This window comes from Kangiella sp., from assembly GCF_048265365.1.
GTDB lineage: Bacteria > Pseudomonadota > Gammaproteobacteria > Enterobacterales > Kangiellaceae > Kangiella.
Genome location: NZ_JBLXBT010000001.1, coordinates 1,203,150 through 1,223,274, shown reverse-complemented (window position 1 = coordinate 1,223,274; position 20,125 = coordinate 1,203,150). Strand labels below are relative to the sequence as shown.

Here is a 20,125-nt window from a genome sequence, read left to right as displayed (position 1 = left end):
AAGTAGTGCGCAAAGCGTTTATAGCAAGTCATTAATGACTTAGGAATTTAATAATTTTGTGATTTGTGTCACTAATTATATGCACAAAAAAGCCGCGCATAAGCACGGCTTCTTCGTTGGAGCTGTACAACTTAAGTGGTATTAACGTCTTCTGTATAAGACAAAACCTAACAACATAAGTAGCAACCAGCTAGTGCTACCACCACCACCATCGCTTGATGGAGGAGCAGTAACAGTGACTGACTGAGTCATTTCTCTTTCAACACCGGTGCTATCTATGGCTTTAAAAGTAACCTCGTAAGTACCTGCGGCTGAGTAGGTATGCGAAGGTGATTTGGCCGTACTGCTACTTCCGTCACCGAAATCCCATTCAAAACTATAATTACCATCACCACCTGTCGCTGTGCTTGAGAAAGTTACCGTTAAATTGTTGCGACTTGAAGCGAAGTTCACATTCAATGGCGCAACCACGCTAACCTGCTTACTCGCTTGAGCTTCCTGATTATCACCACTAGTAACCGTCATGGTTATAGTGTAATCACCAGTTAGGCTGTAATTATGACTAGCGCTGTTGCCAGTTATCTGATTACCATCGCCCATATCCCACTCAACACTATAAGCTTCAACACCGCCAGTAATCATCGCTTCAAGATCGACTTTTGCACCACTGATTGTCTCGTTAAAGTCGATTGATAAGGCATCGCCAATCACAACCTCTTGCTCGACAACATTTTCCGTGCTGTCCTGATCGGTTACGGTCAAGGTCACCGTATAGCTTCCACTAGCTGCATAAGTGTGTACTGGAGATTCTTCTGTTGATACCGCTGAACCGTCACCAAAGTTCCACACATAGGTATAACCCGGCGTTCCACCAACAGTGTCATTAGAAAAGATCACTTCACGGAAGTTACGAGCAAAGCTAAAGTTGGCTGTTAACTTAAGAGGTGTAGCGCTGAGTTTAACCGTAGCAGTGCTAGAGTTAGACGCTTGCTCAATCACTTCCATTTTGAAACCGTGCTCAGGTAGAACGAGACCTGAAGCCGGTTGCTCAGGCGATGAGTAATCATTTGAGTCATCAAATACCGAAATCGCTGATAAATGATTGTCGCCACTTGATGTCTTTTGATTATAGATACTGAACGCAGCATCACGAATTTGACTTAATGTGCTCCCAGGATTACTGCCATTCATAATGATATTCTGGTCAGAATCTACAACACCGGTAAAACCATAACCTGGGTGCCCACCGTCTTCTACAGCACCTACCTTGTTGTCACTGTAATTTTCATTTCCAAACCACACCAAAACGCCAGGGCTATTGAACATGTTAGCAAAACCTGAGTCACGACCATTAGCACTTCTAAGCTGTATCCAATAGTTCTGTGGCAAACCTGGAGCTTTATCAGAAGCTCGTGAAAAACCATCTAAAGTTGCTGTATCGGCAGTTTCAGCACCATCAGAATAAATAGTTGAACCAGATTGTTTAACAGCGATGTCGTCCGCGATAAAGCCATAACCACCTTCATATTGATCGGTTTCATATTCGAAACTGAAGGTTACGCTTTGCCCTGCATACGCTGTTAAGTCAAAAGTTAAATCAACCCAACCTTCGGTACCTTCGGAACCACTAATATCAACTGACTTACCTGTAATAAAGTTATTAATGTCATTATGCTGTGGGTTATTGCTTTTGGTATGATTTCCAGCAAGAGCATCACCATTTGCTTTAACTTGCGCATAATCATAGTCAACTTCGATATCCCAATGCGCTTTCATGCTCAGTTCAAGAGTACCTGTTGCCGGCAAATCAAGAGAAAAACTCATACTGTTCGACTTCATATCACCTTTACCAGAATAATACTGATATGAACCTGTGTACGGAGGCAAGAAATCAATTAGCGGATCCGGAAGATTTACTCTGATTTGGTTGACTGTACCTGAATGATTTGAAGCTTCGACCAAGTCTACATCTTGCGGATTGCCCATGATGTCATCTAGGTTCACCACTAATTCATCAATCCAGTCACCACCATAGGTGTTTTGAAGGAAGGAACGAGCATAAGGACTAAAACCTGTTGGCTTAGTACCTGCTGGGCTACCCACCCAGCTACCGGAAGCCATGACCGACCAGATTCCAACAGGTGAACCTTCTTCTGAACCATTGATATCGTATTCATCAGGCAAACCTAAGTCATGGCCAAACTCATGCACAACAACACCTGTAGCCGCATCAATTGGTTGAATAGTATAACCAAAAAGCTTTTGCTCGGTGCCAGGAATGGTATAGCCACCTTGCTGTCCATCAACAAAGAAACGGTGTGACCAAATCGCATCATCACCTAATACACCACCGCCCGCTTCCTCACCGACACTAGAATGATAAATCATAACGTGATCAATAAGGCCATCCGGCTCATCAATATTACCGTTACCATTTAAGTCATAAGGATCTTCAAGATCATAATCAGCAAGATCAATCCCGTGCTCTTGCACAGCCTTGGTCACCGCTTCTTTCACTAGAGCTGGAACATTCTTATCGTTCTCGGTATCTACATCATTTTCACCATAATGAGAGGCATTATTATCGGCAGTTACCCAGCCAAATGTTTCGCCTTCAAAGAAAAAAGTACCGCCTGATTCATCTTGATAAAAATTGTAACCGGATTCCAGGTTTTGACCTGAAGGACCAGTAAATCCTGATGGTGAGAACATTAAGTCTTGATAATGCGACACAGGATATGAACTGTAGTACATCTCAGTATCGCCAGAGCTTAATTGATTATCATCATGAGCCAAGTCAGGAAAATCGATTAATACAGCAAGAACTTTAACGGTTTTGTTGTTGATAGTTTTTTGTTCTGTGCTCACACCTTTAATAATCGACTGATGTTTTTGCTTGAGGCTGTTAACCACCAAAGCTGGCTGCTTGGACTGAATACTCAAGCTGTTGCCCAAATACTGCTTTACTGCTAGTTCTTTTTCATACTCGCTGGCATTGGCTTTAATCTCACCACGCTTTTCAAGCCAATATAAGATTCTTTCTTGATTCACCAAAGCTGGATCTTTTGGTGTAACTGATTCATTGGCTGCCTGCGCCAGAGGAGTCGCAAGTGCAAGCGCTAATAAACTATAAATAACTGAATGTTTCATCTTAACTACCTTTTAAACATTTATCGTATGCTGAATTCTTCTTTTTAATATAATCTCTAATAACAGTTTCCCGTTGCTCCTTATCCATATCCTCGGTGATTAAGCCCTTATCTATCAACATAGACTCAAGCTTCCATCTGTCTTGAATGGGTGCTGGCGCACTGCAGACAGGTTTAACAGGACCTTTGTGTGGATTGAATTGCAGATCGGAATCAGTACCTTGCTGCTCTTCAAGTACCTCAACTTCAGACTGCACATCATTTTTGCAAGCCACAAGGAGCAGGACTAGCAATGAATAAAATAGCGGTAAATATATACGCATTTGTCTACCCAGGTGATAATGAGCTTAGTATTAGAAAGTAGTTTAACCAAGGCTTCAAGCAGGTTTACCAAACTCAGAAGCTTGGATACAAATGCATACAGTTGTAATACGTTTTTAGGAATTTATAAGAAGATAGGACATAAACAAAAAAAGCCCTTGCAAAAACAAGGGCTTTGATGTGGTACCAGAGGCCGGACTCGAACCGGCACGCTTTTAAGGGCGCGGGATTTTGAATCCCGTGTGTCTACCAATTTCACCACTCTGGCTTTAAACTTTTTATTGAGGCAACGCCCCAAAAGTGAGGCGCATTATAAACCAACAGGCTGTTTTTGCAATACTAGCGTTCGCCTTTTTAAGCGGTTTGCTGCTCCGATGTAATCAGGCTAAACACTTCTTCAACGGGGACTTTAAAGTATCCCGCAATTTTAAGGGCTATTATGGTTGAAGGAACGAATTTGCCAACCTCAATAGTGCTGATAGTTTTTCTTGAAACACCTATTGCCTCAGCCAATTCGCTCTGGCTCATTCGATGCTCAGCCCTAAACACACGGATTCTATTATCTAGTTCGGGATGCATAAGCTACTCCTCCATGTTTTCCAGATCATCCTCACGAGTAAGCCAGAAGAAACTGAGGCTGACAGAAAGAACTGCAATGGCAAATAATCCAGTAAAATAGAACCTTATTGGTAGCTCCAGCAACTCAAGTCTGGAGGAGAAACTGAGCAAAATTGTGATACACAATGTTGTCGCTATCCAGCCATTCTTGAAACTTACCAGCATTGCCCCTGACACAAAGCCTTCTGGTTCCTTGGCTCCAATAAGTTGCCCATCCAATTTTTGTTTTAGAGCGGGCCATATCGCCACAAAGGTTACCGCCATTGTAATGAAAACACCTCCCATAGTAACCATGTCGAGTATATTGTTGAGTGTACCCTTAGGAGTTAAGTCTTCTGCAATAATGACTAAGTAGGTGATTCCGCATAGCAACATGCCCCAGGCAACACCTCTTTGCATCCTATCAACCGTTTCTGCACAATTATTTTGTTTCATATATTTATTTCTCCGTAAAGTTAACATTAAGTTCCAAAAAGACAATCTAGCAACCCTTCCTGATACCCTAAGGTGTCATTATGATAGTTTTGACGCCCAAGTCAAGAGTTTTCTCATCCATAAAAAAACCCAGCACAACGGCTGGGTTCTTACTGTCCAGATTATTGGAATTTGATAGTCGACTATTCCGAACTGTCCTTTTGAATTGACGCTTTCTCATTTTTAATAAACTGTTCGATTTGAGCTTCTAGAACGCTCAATGGAATTGAACCATTAGCTAATACAGCATCGTGGAAACGACGAATATCGAAGTCCGCACCTAGCGCTTCTTCAGCTTTGGCACGAAGTTCCAATATTTTCAACTCGCCTAATTTATAGGATAGAGCTTGCGCAGGCCAACTTATGTAACGATCGATTTCAGTGCGGACATTGTGAGTTGAAAGCGCTGTGTTCTGTTCCATCATTTTAACTGCCTGCTCGCGCGTCCAACCTTTGGTGTGCATGCCAGTATCGACCACCAAGCGTATGGCACGCCACATTTCATAAGTGAGTCGACCAAAGTTGCTGTAAGGGTCTTGGTAAAAACCAGCTTCAAGTCCTAACTTTTCACTGTATAAGCCCCACCCTTCTCCAAAAGCTGAGATATAGGTGTTCTGGCGAAAGCTAGGCAAATGCTCCAGCTCTTTGGCTAAAGCGGTTTGCAGATGATGTCCTGGAACGGCTTCGTGCAAAGTTAATGCTTCAAGATTATATAAAGGACGTTTATCTAATGCGTAGGTATTTACCCAATATTCGCCTGCGCGAGTGCTGTCTAATGGTGCACCTGAATAACGTCCAGTGGTGTACTTAGGAGCAATCGCTTCTGGTACCGGGACAACACCATAAGGTTGACGAGGCAGCTTACCGAAAAACTGTGGCAGCTTATGATCCATTTTTTTAGCTATGTAAGAAGCCTCTTTAATAAGCTCTTCGGGAGTTTCAGCATAAAACTGAGGATCGGTACGTAAGAACTCCAGAAACTCAGGGAAAGTTCCTTCGAAATCACTGTCTTCGATAACCTGCTCCATTTCCGCACGAATACGTTTAACTTCTGATAAACCGATTTTATGGATCTCATCGGGTGTCATATCCAGTGTGGTATAGAGCTTCACCTGATTCTGGTAATAGGCTTTACCATCCGGAAAATCATAGGCAGCAATGGTTTTCTTGGCATTTGGATAATACTCTTGTTCAAAGAATTTCAGGTAGTTTTGATACTCAGGCACCACCACTTTGCCAATAATGGTTGTCGCCTGCTTTACCAGCTCTTGCTTCTGTTGTTCAGTAAAATGTTTTGGGAAATTATTGAAGGGCTCAAACCAGGCAGTTTCAGTGGCATTGTCCTTGATATAGGCTTGAATGCCATCGCTGTAACCGTCCAGAACCGCTTTGGGCACTGTAAAACCACGTGCCATTCCAGCCTTCATGTTACTGATATTCTGTTGGAATTGACCGGGAATTTGAGTCAAAAGCGTCAGGTAATTTTCATAGTCTTCATAAGTGCGAAAACTGACTCTCTGCGCCAACCCTGCTATTCCAACATGAAAGCCCCACTCGGAATTTAACGGCATTTCATAAGTTTTGAAATCAATCTCAGCAACCTGCTGTTCCAGTTGCGACTTCATCATATCGTAGCTGATTTGATCCTCCGCCGATAAATCATCACGCTGGATATTGCTGAGTTCGTCAATCAACTCTTGCAGTTCCTGCTTGCGTGCCTGATAAGCCTCAGAGCTCACGTCGCGCAGTTTGCCTTTGGCAGATTCATCGCCACGACTGGCTGCCCATAAAGGATTCTGCTTAAGATTGTACTCTTCAACTTTATCGAAAAACTCATACAACCATTGGGTATAATCTTCGCCAGCATTGGCGGCCATGCTGCTGACCAACAAGCTGCCGGAAATCATGCTCGAAATAAAGAATGTTTTGATTAGTTTCATTATCATTACCAAGAAATGTTCGTGCACCTTTTATAGCAAGATTTCCTGGCTGGATAAAGCAGATACAGCGACGAATGTTAGATATGGAGTCAAAGAGTAGCTTTTGATAGACTAGCGCCACTTTAAATAGGTATAACTAACGAGAAAAACATGTCTCAACCATTAGTCACCACGCCAGCGCCGTTGACCAAGAAATTAGGAGCCTGGCTTTATGATGCGCTAATCTGCATTGCTATCTGGTTTTTGTGGGGCTTGTTTACTTTCCCATTAATTCGCTGGTTGCTGGGCGTTGAAGACATGCAGGTTGATACTGGCTGGCAGGATACACTGACCTATAAAATCTACTCAATCCTACCAACCTTTTTAATTCTATTTTACTTTGTGGGTTCGCACGTTCGCTTTGGCCAAACCGTTGGCATGAGCTCCTGGAAACTGATGCTAGTGCAAAACAATGGCAAGCCGGTGACGTTTGGACAAGCGATGCTTCGTGACATTACTGCCGTATTAGGCCTTGGCATGTTGTTTAGCCTTTTCAACTCAAAAAAGCTCGGCTGGCACGATATGCTCAGCGGTACTCGCGTCGTATCTCTACCCGATAAGAAAAAAGACTAATTACGCTCGTAGCGCAAAACCTGACCTTTATAGCCTTTAGCAACTGCCTCATTAGGAATTGCTGCGGTTTGCGTATGCTGATAACCCAGACCCACCATTTTGCGACTAAATTTCGCATGATGGCCGCGGCCCGGATCGATAAGAATCACTTCGCATTGCGGCTTAGTATGTTGATCAATAAACTCGGACAAAAGATCAACATGCTCATCTTCGTATAACAAGTCACTGCCAATTATCAGATCAAACTGCCCTATCCCGCAGTCATCATCAGCCCAGCCAGTGCGCACAAAAGGGATCACTGCGTCGTTATTCAATAAGGCGTTGGTATTAAGAAAGTTTTCAACTTCAGGATGATAATCGGTTGCGGTAATGTTAGCGCGACGTTTATTCAGCACCAAGCTGGCCAGCCCAATCCCACAGCCCACTTCCAGTATACGTTTACCCTGAATATCAAAATCATGCATAATATCGGCTAACACGCGGCTCGAATCCCAGACCACACCGAAGATTGGCCAGGTCGCTGAACTAATGCCAAGATTTTCAGCAACTTGTTGTCGGTCGGAAAATTGTTGTTTATCGCGCAAGGTGCGCAAGTGGATATCCATTTGACCGCGATCACCAAATTCAATCGTTTGGTAACGAAAACGTAAGGAAGGCATAGTAAGGTCTCAGTAGGAAGGTCCGTTGACCTTTGTAGTTACTTTAACCGATCTCCAACAGAATAACGATAAAAAGTGTTTGTCTTAAAAAGCTGTAATTCAGAACTAGCCGGCTTTTCGAAGCAGATACCAGGCACCTGCAGCAAATATCGCCGGCGGTAAAATAGCCCCGAAAAAGGCGGGCATACCAAATACCAGACTGACCGGGCCAAAGGTTCGTACCGCGAAGAAGTAAGCCATTCCGGTTAACACGCCGACTAAAACCCTGGCGCCCATCGAAACGCTTCGCATTGGCCCAAACACAAACGATGCTGCCAGAATAATCATAATCGCGGTGCTTAAGGGTTGAATAATCTTGCGCCAAAAAGCCAGATCATAACTTTGGGTATCCAGACCATTGTTAGCCAGATATTCGCGATAACGATACAAACTCATGATATCCAATGTTTCCGGGTCATCGCTCAGAACCGATAAGTTATCCATTTGAATATTGGTACGCCATTCCATAGCATCAAAACGCTCACGGTTGATACCGGTGTCGGTCAGATAGGACTGGTAACCATTTTTTAGTCGCCACACACCTTCCGAAATCAGTGCGCTTGGAGCATGGATAATCGACTCGAGCTTTTGTTGAGAATCGAATTGATATATCGACACACCATCCATCCGATCACTGCCCAACATTTCATCGATATGAACCATCTTACTGCCGTCTTTAACCCAGACTCCTTGCTCGGCTTTAAGTAACTGGTCACCTAAAATAGCACGGTTACGAATATCTTCAGCCATACGGGTAGTTTTAGGTGCCACGTATTCACCCAGAAAGATTGCAAAAGCGATTAAAATCAAACCATAGCTCAAAGCAGAACCGACAATTTGCATGGTAGTCTTGCCAGCGGCACGCATCACCGTTAACTCGCTATGAGAAGCCAGCAAGCCGAGGCCAGCGATTGAACCAATCAAAATCGCCATCGGAAAAAATTCATAAATATACTGGGGGGAAAGTAACAATGAATAGGCTAACCCATCAACAAACTGATAACTGCCTTTACCGAAATCGCCGCTTTCATCAATCAACGCAAACAATACTCGAATGATCGCTAGCGTGAACAAGGTCATAATGGAGGTGGCTAATATGGTTTTACCAATATAAAAACGAAGAATATTCATTTACTTCGCCCCCTTTTCATCAGCTGTCTGCTTTTTTGCTTTGGGCGAGTTAGATCGGCCATGCAAATAAAGTAGTCTTGCCGCTAAAATCCCCATCACAATATAAATCGGAATAAAGCCAAGCCAACCGGGAATTTGTTCGGACTCAAGCGCACGTCTGAAAACGACAATCAAAACGATGTAACCAATGTAGACCATTAATGCGGGGAGCATTTTAGCGAACTTGCCTTCGCGCGGGCGGACGCGACTAAGAGGAATCGCCAGAAACATAAATAATGGAACCGAAATGGGAACCGCCAAACGCCAATGAAGCTCAGCCCAGCTGGCGCCATCACCAGTGGCCAATAATTCTGGAGATGAGGTGGCGCTGATTTTACGACGCGAAACAATACTGCGCTCAGCATCAAGCCTGGCAAAGTAACGCTCAAAGCGAGTGACCTTGCTGACTTGCTGGTTGTCATCAAGCTCATAGACATGTCCATCATTGAGTTGCAGAAAGTTTTTATCGATAGACTCATCATAAAACCGCTCAGCACTTTGCGCAGAAATAATGCGCGTGTTGGGATTAGTTTCGCTTGGCATTTCCGCCAGAAAGAAGTTCCCAAGTTTGGTTGGGCGTTCGGAAGATTCGGCATACACCACCCCTTGACCTTGCTGGAACATCTGAAAGTGGCCTGGCGTCAACATACTGAGCTCTAACTTGCTGGCGTGCTCATCACGAATCTGGTAGGTCAGCTCATTGGCCTGGGGCGACAGCCATAAAGTAACAGCGCCGCCAACAACCGCAATAAAAAGAGCTACCGGCGCGAGCATTTTGATTAGAAAGCGCTCGCTAACACCCACCGAACGTAACACCGCCATCTCGCTGTCAACGTATAAGCGACTGAAAGCCAATAAGCAACCGAGGAAAAAGGCCAGTGGTAACAAGAAGCCAATCAATATAGGACTATATAAGCCAACCATTTGCCAGACCATTGAACCGGAAATATCACCAGCCGCTGCCTGCGCCAGATATTTTACGATGCGCTGACTCATAAAAATGGCGAAGAGCACCCCCAGAATGGCGGTGGTGCTGGTTAACACTTCGCGATTTAAATAACGACTTAAAATCAAAGGAAATCCTTGGTTTTACTGGCTATGCTGGAGTTTTAATACCCTGCCAAACAGCAAGATGCTGTGCTGGTATTAATTCTCATATCGGTTAAACTATGGCGCATTATAAACCAAAATCAACGATTTGCAGGTGATCTATGGAATTCTTTGTAAAAAGTGGCAGCCCAGAAAAACAAAAAACCGGTTGTCTTATTGTTGGCGTGTTTGAATCTCGCAAATTATCCGCTCAAGCGCAGCATATTGATGAAATCAGTGACGGCTATATCAGCGCCATCGTTCGTCGTGGCGACATGGAAGGAAAGTTTGGCCAAACCCTGTTACTGCACAATGTACCTCACACCAGTTGTGAACGTGTTTTGCTAGTCGGTTGTGGCAAAGAGCGCGAGTTCGACGGCTCTCAATACAAAAAACTCTCCAGCAAAACTATCAAGTTTTTGCACGAAACTGGCACCACTGATGCTATCAGCTGCCTACCTTTATTAAATGTTAAAGGTCAAGATTTATACTGGAAAGTGCGTTTTGCTGTCGAAGCAGCTAACGACAGCCTGTACCAATTTGAAGAGCTGAAAAGCAAGAAGTCCGAAACCCGTCGCCCGCTGCGCAAGATCACACTATTTGTTGATTCACGCGCTGATCTGCCTGAAGGCGAAAAAGCCATTTTACACGCACAAGCGATCAGTCTTGGTCAGTCACTGACCAAAGATCTGGCTAACCTGCCCGGCAATATTTGTAACCCAAGCTATCTTGCAAAACGTGCTGAAGAATTAGCCAAGCACTATAGTGCGATGAAAACTACAATTTTGGATGAGTCTGAATTAGAAGATATGGGTGCAGGCGCTTTTGTATCGGTATCACAAGGCTCAGACCAACCCGGCAAACTGATTTGCATGGAATATATGGCCGGCGGCAAAGGCGAAAAACCAGTGGTATTTGTCGGTAAAGGGATTACTTTTGATACGGGTGGTATTTCAATCAAGCCATCCGCATCAATGGATGAAATGAAGTTTGATATGGGTGGTGCAGCTTCTGTGTTTGGAGTCATGCAGGCCATTGCCGAAATGAACCTACCGGTGAATGTTGTCGGCGTGGTTGCTGCTGCGGAAAACATGCCCAGCGGTCGCGCGACTCGTCCTGGTGATGTGGTTACGTCATTATCTGGCCAGACTATCGAAATTCTGAATACCGACGCAGAAGGTCGTCTGGTTCTGTGCGACGCACTCACTTACATCGAGCGATATGATCCTGACATCGTCATCGATATCGCCACACTAACTGGCGCTGTAATTATTGCACTGGGCCATGAAGCGTCCGGCATGATGAGTAATCATAATGGCTTGGCCAATGAAATCGAATCAGCCAGCGAAGTGACTAATGATCGCGTTTGGCGTTTACCGATTTGGGAAGAATACCACCAGCAGCTTAAGAGTCCTGTTGCAGACTTTACCAACCTTGGTGGTCGCGCAGCTGGCTCGATTACTGCGGCCTGTTTCCTGGCTAAATTTACCAAGAAGTATCGTTGGGCCCACTTGGACATCGCAGGTACTGCCTGGAATAGTGGTGCGAAAAAAGGTGCAACAGGTCGCCCTGTTCCGCTGTTGTCACAAATCGTCTTGAATCGTATTAAATAAACCATGACACAGGTCGAGTTTCATATCCTTGAAAGCCAGCCGGGCGAAGAAGCCTATCTTCGTCTGGTTGGTCAGTGCGTCAAAAGTCTCTATAAACAAGGACGCAAAGTTTATATCCATGCTCATGATGAAAAACAGGCACATGCCGTTGACGAATATTTATGGGCTTTGGATCTGAATGAGTTTATTCCTCATAACTTGGTGGGCGAAGGCCCGGCCAAAGCGCCACCGGTTCAGATCGGTTTTACTCAGCCTCCAGAGGAACAACATGACTGCCTGATCAATCTTTCGCGTGACGTGCAGCCTTTTTTCAGTTATTTTCTCAAGTGCTACGAAATAGTTCCGAATGAAGACGAGCATAAAGAAAGCGCTAGAGAGCGTTATAAATACTATCGCGGCCACGGCTATCCTTTGCAGCATAAAAAACATTAGTGATTCACTCTCCGACTCTATAAGTCACTGAATTAAATAATAACTCTAATAATTTAAACGAGATTATTGATATGAATGGGTTTACCCGATACGCCCTGAAAAATTTAAGAAGCACAGGAAGCATTGCTCCGAGCTCTCGCTTTCTAGCTAAAAAGATTGCTAAGAACATCCCTCCTTCTGCTAAGACCTTGATTGAGTTGGGTGCTGGCGATGGCGTTATTACCCGACATTTACTGGCAGCAATGGATCCTGATGCTCAATTGACAGCCTATGAGCTATCAGACCAACTTCTACCGCTACTTCAGGGGATTCAACATCCTGGCTTTAGCATCAACAATCACTCCGCGCTTGAGCTAACCAATGACTTTGCCGCTGACAGCGTCGATTTCGTGCTTTCCTGCCTGCCGATTGCTTTATTCGATGAAAAAATGAAGCGCGACCTGTTACAACAGATTCATCAAGTCCTGTCACCGAATGGATTATTTGTACAATATCAGTATCTACCGAAAGATCGGAAGCTGATTAGAGAGTATTTTCCCGAGACAAAATCCAAATGGACTGCACTCAATATCCCGCCCTCATTCGTCTATATCGCCAAACCGGCAAAATAACATCTATATTCCAGGATTTGTTGCCACAAAAACCCTCCGAAAGTTCAACAAATCCTAGATATCTAAGCTACAGACGCTATAATTCAGGGCTTCACTTCGAATTACGTTCAACCGGCTAAGACCAATATCATGGAAAAAGCATACGACCCGAAATCGATCGAACAAAACTTGTACAAAACTTGGGAAGAAAACGACTACTTTTCCCCAAAAGGTGGTGACGATAGCTACTGTATTATGATCCCACCGCCCAATGTCACGGGTAGTTTGCACATGGGCCACGCTTTCCAGCATACGATTATGGATGCGCTAACTCGCTATCACCGCATGAAAGGCGATAACACCCTTTGGCAGCCAGGTTCAGACCATGCCGGTATTGCCACTCAGATGGTAGTCGAGCGCTTGCTGGATAAGGAAGGCAAAAGCCGCCATGACTTAGGTCGCGAAGCTTTTATCGATAAAGTCTGGGAGTGGAAAGAAGAGTCCGGCGGCACTATTTCCCGTCAAATGCGTCGCTTAGGCGATTCCTGCGATTGGTCGCGCGAAGCATTCACCATGGATGACGACCTATCCAATGCGGTTTTAGAGGTTTTTGTTCGTCTCCACGAAGAAGGCTTAATCTATCGTGGCCAACGTCTGGTCAACTGGGATCCTAAACTGCTAACCGCAGTATCCGATCTGGAAGTAGAATCACATGAAGAAGATGGCCACTTGTGGCACCTTAAATACCCCCTGACTGATGGTTCAGGTCATTTAGTAGTTGCTACTACCCGCCCAGAAACCATGCTTGGCGATACAGCCGTTGCCGTTCACCCAGACGATGAACGCTATCAGCATTTAATCGGCAAAACCATCAAGCTGCCACTTACTGACCGCGACATTCCAATCATTGCCGATGATTACGTTGAAAAAGACTTTGGTTCCGGTTGTGTAAAAATTACGCCTGCTCATGACTTTAATGATTATGAGATGGGCCAACGGCATAACCTTGAAATGATCAACGTCCTGACACCAACCGCTCACATTAGTAACACTGCGCCAGAAGCTTATCGCGGCATGGATCGCTATGAAGCGCGTAAAAGAATCGTTGAAGATTTTGAGCAATTGGGTTTACTAGAAAAAATTGAACCGCACAAATTAAAAGTACCCCGTGGCGACCGCAGTGGTGTTGTGATTGAGCCTTATTTGACTGACCAATGGTACGTAAAAATTGCACCACTTGCAGAACCTGCTCTAAAGGCGGTTAAAGACGGTGATATAAAATTTGTTCCTGACAACTGGTCCAATACTTATTATCACTGGATGGAGAACATTCAAGACTGGTGTATCAGTCGTCAACTGTGGTGGGGCCATCAAATCCCTGCATGGTATGACAAAGACGGCAAAGTCTATGTTGGACGTAGCGAAGAAGAGGTTCGCGAAAAACATAACCTTGGTGATCAAGAATTAACGCGTGATCCTGATGTACTGGATACCTGGTTCTCCTCTGCCCTTTGGCCATTTGCTACATTAGGCTGGCCTCAAGAAACTCCAGAACTTAAAACCTTCTTACCAACCAGCGTTCTGGTAACAGGTTTTGACATTATTTTCTTCTGGGTTGCCCGCATGATTATGATGGGCTTGAAGTTCACGGGCGAAGTACCTTTCAAAGAAATCTATATCACTGGCCTAATTCGTGATGAGCATGGCCAGAAGATGTCAAAGTCCAAAGGTAACGTGCTCGATCCTATCGACATCATTGATGGGATTGATATCGATTCATTGGTAGCAAAGCGCACTACCGGCATGATGAATCCCAAAGATGCTGAAAAGATTTCCAAGCGTACCCGTAAAGAGTATCCAGAAGGGATTGCCCCTTATGGTACTGATGCAATGCGCTTTACGTTTTGCGCCATGGCCTCTACTTCACGCGATATTAACTTTGATCTTAATCGTGTGGAAGGTTATCGCAACTTCTGTAACAAAATATGGAATGCTGCTCGCTATGTTCTGATGAATACTGAAGAGCAGGATACAGGTATCAATGGCGGCGACATGACTTTAAGTGTTGCTGATCGTTGGATTCAAAGCGAACTGCAAAAAGCCATTACCGAGTTCGAAAAGGCGGTTGCTAACTATCGTTTCGACCTGGCTTCCAATGCGTTATATGAATTTACCTGGAACACCTACTGCGACTGGTATTTAGAACTATCTAAGCCGATCCTGTACGGCGATGAATACAGTGAAGCAGAAAAACGTGGCACGCGTCATACCCTAGTTTCTGTGCTTGAAAGCTTAATGCGCTTGCTACACCCTTTCATGCCATTTATCACTGAAGAAATCTGGCTGCGAGTAGCGCCATTAACAGGTATCAATACCAAAGAACAAACCAGTATTATGCTACAGCCATTCCCTGAAGTTCAGGCTGGTTTGGTTGATGAGCAGTCCGAGCAAGATATCGAATGGTTAAAAACCATTATTGTTGGCGTGCGTAACATTCGCGGTGAAATGAATATTGCACCTGGAAAACCACTTACCGTTTTATTCCGTAATGGTTCAGCACAGGACAAAACACGCCTGGATAGCTACCAAAACTTCCTAAGCAAACTGGCTAAGCTAGAGTCAATCGAATGGCTACAAACAGGCCAGGAAGCACCAATGTCTGCTACCGCTCTGGCTGGCAAAATGGAAATATTGATTCCAATGGCTGGATTAATTGACGTCGATCAGGAAATGGCTCGTCTCAACAAAGAGAAAGAAAAACTGGAAAAAGAACAGCAACGCATTAGCGGCAAACTTTCTAACAAAAACTTTACTGACAAAGCACCTGAAGCAGTAGTTAGCAAAGAGAAAGAAAAACTCGAAGAGGTTGAGTCAACTTTGAGCAAGGTCGCTGAACAAATGAACCAACTGGAGTCACTATGAAAACTCTAACACTTAACATTCTTCTTCTCATTTCTATGTTTGGGATGTCTTATACAATGGCCGAAGAACCACAAAAACACTTTGGCTATTTTAAAGTTAGCAAAGATCAAATTGGCGAAGCCTGCCCAGAACTTAAAAAAGGACAGCAACTAACCTATAAAGTTAAAAGCAATAAACCGGTTCAATTTAACTTTCATTTTCATCAAGGTGATGAAGTCACCTACCCAGTAGAAGACCATGAAACGCAGTTAATTGAGAAAACTTTTGTTGCTGAAATAGACGAAACCTACTGCTTAATGTGGACAGGTTTGGAAGACAACTCCACAATTCAGATGGAGTATTTCATACAATAGTGGTGCACGTATAAAGCAACATGCTAAAATCAAAAAAGGCGCTTACTGATAGCGCCTTTTTTATGAGTTATTGGAAACAACTTCTCAAAACAAACCCGGTCGATACTTGAAGTGTTTCTTAACGGTTTCGATAATTTGTGTTTCAGTCATTTTATCAGCGGCTTGAATTTCAACTTTTAACTTACTGTTGTGCTGATGGCTATCGAGGTATTTAGCAAACTCCTTTTTAGCCTCTGCTGGGCCGAAAATATATAAGTTTTCAGCGTTATTAACTCCCGATGCCACTTCGGAATAGTACTGATTAAGTATTTGTTGGTTCCGTCTATCAGCTTTATCTTCAGCAAAAACACCCTGTGGTCCATAGGGTGTTTCAGAGCGTGAACCACGTTTTTCGTCGATATGCTCTTCCACACCTGACTTAAAAAAGCGCGTGCTGATTCCTTTATCACTGACCCCTACAAGAACAGCTTCTCTGTGATCAATCCAGACACCCATTTTAGAGTGAGCCATAAACACCTCCGTATCTCATGACATACTCCCATCATACTACTCAGTAAGAATTTTTAAAGTCGACCACATCAAACTCTAATACTTGCTGATTCATGGTAAACAGACCTCCTCAGCAGGGGCGCGCATATTGTAGTGAGTGGACATAACATGTCCGTAAGCACCGGCATTCTCTATCAGAATCAAGTCACCTTCAAAGGTGTCTGGAAAAGGAATTTCAATACCTAGCTTGTCGGTACTTTCGCAAATCGGACCAACAACCGTTGCTAGATGATTTTTACTGTCAGTAATCCTGCTTAAGTTCACGATATTATGGTAAGAGCCGTAAAGTGCTGGCCGCATTAGTGAGTTCATACCAGTATTAATACCCACGTAATAATAATTCTGTTTTTGTTTCACTTGAGTGACTTTCGATACAAGAACCCCTGTGTTAGCGGCAATATATCGGCCAGGCTCAATCCATAATTGATAGCCTGGATGTTGGGCTTTAACTTCTAACAGACTTTGATTAATTTGCTCCATCGTCAACTCAATCTGTTGAGCTCGCTCTTTAATCCCAAAACCGCCGCCCAGGTTTAGATATTTCACATCAGGAAATTGCTGCGCAACACTGGCAAGAAGGCGAGCGTGTTCAGCCCAATGCTCATTAGTCAAAATTCCACTTCCAGCATGAGCATGCAAACCGAGCACTTTAATGTTGTGCTCTTTAAGGATGGGCAGTAAACCTTCCAATTCCTGAATAGGGATACCAAACTTCGAAGTGGCTCCTGCAGTACGCACATTCTCATGGTGGCCTTTGCCAATATTAGGATCGATACGAAGGAAGATGTTTCTGTTGGCAAAAGTCTCAGCCCAGTGCTTCAATGGATAACTGCTATCCAGCGATAACATCACGCCATAATCGAGCGCCTTCTGGTACTCATTGCGGCTAGCAAAGTTGGGAGTAAAAAATATTCGACTGGTATCAATATCTGGGAATAACTCTTTAACACGTTCCACCTCAAAAATTGACACGGTTTCAAAGCCAATACCCTGCTCATAAGCTGTAGTTAACACCTGTGGATGATTGTTTGCTTTGACGGCAAAGAATATTTGATCGACGGCACTAATATTTTGCAGGTTGTTAATATTCTCCGCTACAGCGCTAAGGTTATAGATATACGCATTCTCTCGTGATTCGAGACAATGCTCAATTTCAGCACGACGTTTTTGCCACCACTTTTCAACCATCACTTCCGAAGCAGGCTTTTTAAGTTCTTTAGCAGTTGGCCCAAGAATCTCACTGTTTGGATTATTACTGATTAATAATTCATGTAATGCCGCGATCACTTTATCGCAATGCTCATCATCAATAACAAAGGTCAGATTAAGATCCGATGCAGCCTGTGATAGCAAATAGACTTTATAGGTTTCGAAAATAGAAAAGGCCGGAGCAATTTTATGCAAGATGGCGCGAACATTCTGACCGACAATAGAAACTGCCGAGCAGTTTTTCATAACGTTGACTCGACAAATCGTCGCCAACTCTTCCACCAGATTTTTAAGTCTTCGCTCACTGACCACTTGCGTCAAACTGTCCAAACTAATGGTCACATTAGTCTCAGAGGTCGATACCAAATCCACTGACACCTGATGCTTTTTAAAGATGGCAAATAAATCAGCCAGAAATCCCGCCTGTTGCCACATGCCCTGACTTTCCATTGAGATTAGTGTAATGCCGTTCTTAGCAGTAATTGCTTTAACCATGCCCCAACGGTTATCAAAATGATGGATTTGAGTTCCAGCCAATTCAGAATCAATGGTTGAGCGAATAAAAATGGGGATATCCGATAATTGAGCTGGTCGAATAGCTCGCGGGTGCAGCACCTTGGCACCAGCCGAAGCCATCTCCTGCGCTTCATCATAATTAAGATGATTCAATAATCGCGCGTTAGGAACTTGGTTTGGATTAGCGGTGAAAATGCCTGGCACGTCCGTCCAAATTTCAAGTCTGGTTGCAGCCAGCTTAGCCGCAAAGTAAGCCGCAGAAGTGTCAGAACCGCCACGCCCAAGCAAGACTGTATCCTGCTCATCATTGCTGGCAATGAAACCTTGTGTGATAACAACCGGCACATCTTGAGTGGTATTAATTAAGTCTTGATCAAGGTCACATACACAGCCCGCAGACAGGTAGTCATTCTGGCTTTGTGGATTAGCGTATAAATAATCCCTGGCGTCCAACCATAATGGCTTATCATCAAGTACCTGGGATAAGTAATCTGCACCAATTTTAGTAGCCCACAGCTCACCTTGAGCCATTATTAATGCGCGTGTCCTATCACTCACCTCACCCAGCAAGTTGATTCCATCTAATAATCGCTTTAAATATAGATACTCATCCTCAAGCAGGTTTTCCGTTATTCCTAATGAATCTATCAGTTTATTATGAAGTGTTACGACCTCCTGATAAGCCTCAGTATAGTCACCATCAATAGCCTGGATAATCAATTGCTCAAGACGATTCGAGACCGTGCTAACAGCCGAATGAACAACAAACACCTTAATACCTTTACCACGTTTTCGCTTGACGATCTTGGCAATGGTATCCCAGTTCTTGCGTGAAGATACGCTGGTACCACCAAATTTCAAAACGTGTACTGTGTTAGCTGTTGTCATCGCCAATCTCCAAAACTGTTATGCGAATATCGTGTTAATAAAAATTATAAGCCATAAAAAAACCCGCAGAGGATGTCCTGTGCGGGCTTTGAAATAGAAAACAAATTAACTTTTCTTTCACCCACAACCATAAAGGACACGTTTTTTAAGTGCCTTCTTAGTATGTTTCTTGAAAGAAAAAGTCATGTTCATAATGCGGAATATAAGTGATTTAACGGATAAGTCAAATAATAACTGGTTATTTATTACCCTTGCTAGCTCTTTTGTTGCGAAAGAAACGTTTTAATTGTTCACTGCACTCTTCCTGTAATAAGCCTGACTGGACAACACATTGATGATTAAAGCTTGGACTCTGCAAAATATTCAGTACAGAACCAGCCGCACCCGTGCGCGGGTCAGTGGTTGCAAAAACCACTCTCGACACTCTTGCATGAACCATCGCCATAGCGCACATTGCACAGGGCTCAAGAGTGACGTATAGCGTGGTATCAACCAGACGATAATTATCCAGCTCTTGCCCAGCCGCCCTGATGGCAATCATTTCAGCATGCGCAGTAGGGTCATGATTAAGAATAGGTTGGTTAAAGCCTTCAGCCACCACCTCGCCATCTTTTGCCAACACCGACCCCACCGGCACCTCGCCCTTCTCCTCAGCGATAGATGCCAACTCAAAAGCTCGTTGCATGCAGTGGTGATCAAAGTCAGTAAAGTCAGTCATGAAATTCAAGAGTAAGTTATTTTGATGGCTTAAGTCCACAGAACAAAGGTATCTATAAGTTTTCAGCTTTCCTGCATCTACGTGGCAAAAACAGATTTTAGCGCGGAATGGACACAAAGTCCCTGAGCACTATATTAAGCTCCACCTATCCAACTATAAATTTACGTCCTAAGTAGCGAGAAGAAATATAGGATTTTTCTACTTCTGCAAGGCGTAAGTTCGCACAAAGAGGGAGTGGACATAGAGTCCATGACCGATTGAGCA

General features: G+C 43.9%; 17 protein-coding genes and 1 tRNA gene. 6 read left to right on the top strand and 12 right to left on the bottom strand.

Annotation, left to right across the window (positions count from 1 at the left end):
- Positions 1–141: 141 nt before the first annotated feature.
- The 6 genes from ACN0VI_RS05700 to ACN0VI_RS05675 all read right to left on the bottom strand — a co-directional run bounded on the left by ACN0VI_RS05700 (position 142) and on the right by ACN0VI_RS05675 (position 6,502).
- The gene (locus ACN0VI_RS05700) at positions 142–3,150 is read right to left on the bottom strand and encodes an immune inhibitor A domain-containing protein (protein WP_417446065.1); all 3,009 of its coding nucleotides are present in this window, start codon (positions 3,148–3,150) and stop codon (positions 142–144) included.
- 1 nt (position 3,151) lies between these two features.
- Positions 3,152–3,472, bottom strand: a complete 321-nt coding sequence (locus tag ACN0VI_RS05695) for a hypothetical protein (protein ID WP_331891072.1) — start codon at positions 3,470–3,472, stop codon at positions 3,152–3,154.
- Positions 3,473–3,651: 179 nt separating this feature from the next.
- Positions 3,652–3,738, bottom strand: a tRNA-Leu gene (locus ACN0VI_RS05690).
- Positions 3,739–3,824: 86 nt separating this feature from the next.
- Entirely contained in the window at positions 3,825–4,049 is a 225-nt protein-coding gene (locus tag ACN0VI_RS05685; protein WP_331891073.1) for a helix-turn-helix transcriptional regulator, read from the bottom strand.
- A 3-nt stretch (positions 4,050–4,052) separates the two neighbouring features.
- Positions 4,053–4,523: a hypothetical protein gene (locus tag ACN0VI_RS05680; protein WP_417446064.1), complete on the bottom strand. Its 471-nt coding sequence runs from the start codon at positions 4,521–4,523 to the stop codon at positions 4,053–4,055.
- Between the two features lie 182 nt (positions 4,524–4,705).
- A complete protein-coding gene (locus tag ACN0VI_RS05675; RefSeq protein WP_417446063.1) occupies positions 4,706–6,502 on the bottom strand; it encodes a DUF885 domain-containing protein in 1,797 nt (598 codons plus the stop codon).
- Positions 6,503–6,652: 150 nt separating this feature from the next.
- Here ACN0VI_RS05675 and ACN0VI_RS05670 point away from each other — a divergent pair, with 150 nt between their 5' ends.
- Positions 6,653–7,114, top strand: coding sequence for an RDD family protein (locus ACN0VI_RS05670; RefSeq protein WP_417446062.1), 462 nt, complete (start codon positions 6,653–6,655; stop codon positions 7,112–7,114).
- Here the strand turns inward: ACN0VI_RS05670 and ACN0VI_RS05665 are convergent.
- From ACN0VI_RS05665 to lptF, 3 genes are all read right to left on the bottom strand, one after another.
- Positions 7,111–7,773, bottom strand: coding sequence for a methyltransferase domain-containing protein (locus tag ACN0VI_RS05665; RefSeq protein ID WP_331891078.1), 663 nt, complete (start codon positions 7,771–7,773; stop codon positions 7,111–7,113). The genes ACN0VI_RS05670 and ACN0VI_RS05665 overlap by 4 nt on opposite strands.
- A gap of 105 nt (positions 7,774–7,878) precedes the next feature.
- A complete protein-coding gene (gene lptG, locus ACN0VI_RS05660; RefSeq protein WP_417446061.1) occupies positions 7,879–8,943 on the bottom strand; it encodes an LPS export ABC transporter permease LptG in 1,065 nt (354 codons plus the stop codon).
- On the bottom strand, positions 8,944–10,056 hold the full coding sequence (gene lptF / locus ACN0VI_RS05655) for an LPS export ABC transporter permease LptF (protein WP_417446060.1): 1,113 nt from the start codon (positions 10,054–10,056) through the stop codon (positions 8,944–8,946).
- 137 nt (positions 10,057–10,193) lie between these two features.
- Here lptF and ACN0VI_RS05650 point away from each other — a divergent pair, with 137 nt between their 5' ends.
- The 5 genes from ACN0VI_RS05650 to ACN0VI_RS05630 all read left to right on the top strand — a co-directional run bounded on the left by ACN0VI_RS05650 (position 10,194) and on the right by ACN0VI_RS05630 (position 15,981).
- Positions 10,194–11,684, top strand: coding sequence for a leucyl aminopeptidase (locus ACN0VI_RS05650; RefSeq protein ID WP_331891084.1), 1,491 nt, complete (start codon positions 10,194–10,196; stop codon positions 11,682–11,684).
- Positions 11,685–11,687: 3 nt separating this feature from the next.
- The gene (locus ACN0VI_RS05645; protein WP_331891085.1) at positions 11,688–12,116 is read left to right on the top strand and encodes a DNA polymerase III subunit chi; all 429 of its coding nucleotides are present in this window, start codon (positions 11,688–11,690) and stop codon (positions 12,114–12,116) included.
- A gap of 71 nt (positions 12,117–12,187) precedes the next feature.
- Positions 12,188–12,727 carry a methyltransferase domain-containing protein gene (locus tag ACN0VI_RS05640; protein ID WP_331891087.1) on the top strand — a complete coding sequence of 180 codons (540 nt, stop codon included), beginning with the start codon at positions 12,188–12,190 and terminating at the stop codon, positions 12,725–12,727.
- A 129-nt stretch (positions 12,728–12,856) separates the two neighbouring features.
- Positions 12,857–15,628 carry a valine--tRNA ligase gene (locus ACN0VI_RS05635; RefSeq protein WP_417446059.1) on the top strand — a complete coding sequence of 924 codons (2,772 nt, stop codon included), beginning with the start codon at positions 12,857–12,859 and terminating at the stop codon, positions 15,626–15,628.
- A complete protein-coding gene (locus ACN0VI_RS05630) occupies positions 15,625–15,981 on the top strand; it encodes a hypothetical protein (protein ID WP_331891089.1) in 357 nt (118 codons plus the stop codon). The genes ACN0VI_RS05635 and ACN0VI_RS05630 overlap by 4 nt, the downstream gene beginning before the upstream one ends.
- 84 nt (positions 15,982–16,065) lie before the next feature.
- Here the strand turns inward: ACN0VI_RS05630 and ACN0VI_RS05625 are convergent, their stop codons facing one another.
- From ACN0VI_RS05625 to tadA, 3 genes are all read right to left on the bottom strand, one after another.
- Positions 16,066–16,491, bottom strand: coding sequence for a hypothetical protein (locus tag ACN0VI_RS05625; protein WP_331891091.1), 426 nt, complete (start codon positions 16,489–16,491; stop codon positions 16,066–16,068).
- A gap of 90 nt (positions 16,492–16,581) precedes the next feature.
- Positions 16,582–19,143, bottom strand: a complete 2,562-nt coding sequence (locus ACN0VI_RS05620; RefSeq protein WP_417446058.1) for a bifunctional aspartate kinase/diaminopimelate decarboxylase — start codon at positions 19,141–19,143, stop codon at positions 16,582–16,584.
- A 238-nt stretch (positions 19,144–19,381) separates the two neighbouring features.
- Positions 19,382–19,861, bottom strand: coding sequence for a tRNA adenosine(34) deaminase TadA (tadA, locus tag ACN0VI_RS05615; RefSeq protein WP_417446057.1), 480 nt, complete (start codon positions 19,859–19,861; stop codon positions 19,382–19,384).
- Between the last annotated feature and the right edge of the window lie 264 nt (positions 19,862–20,125).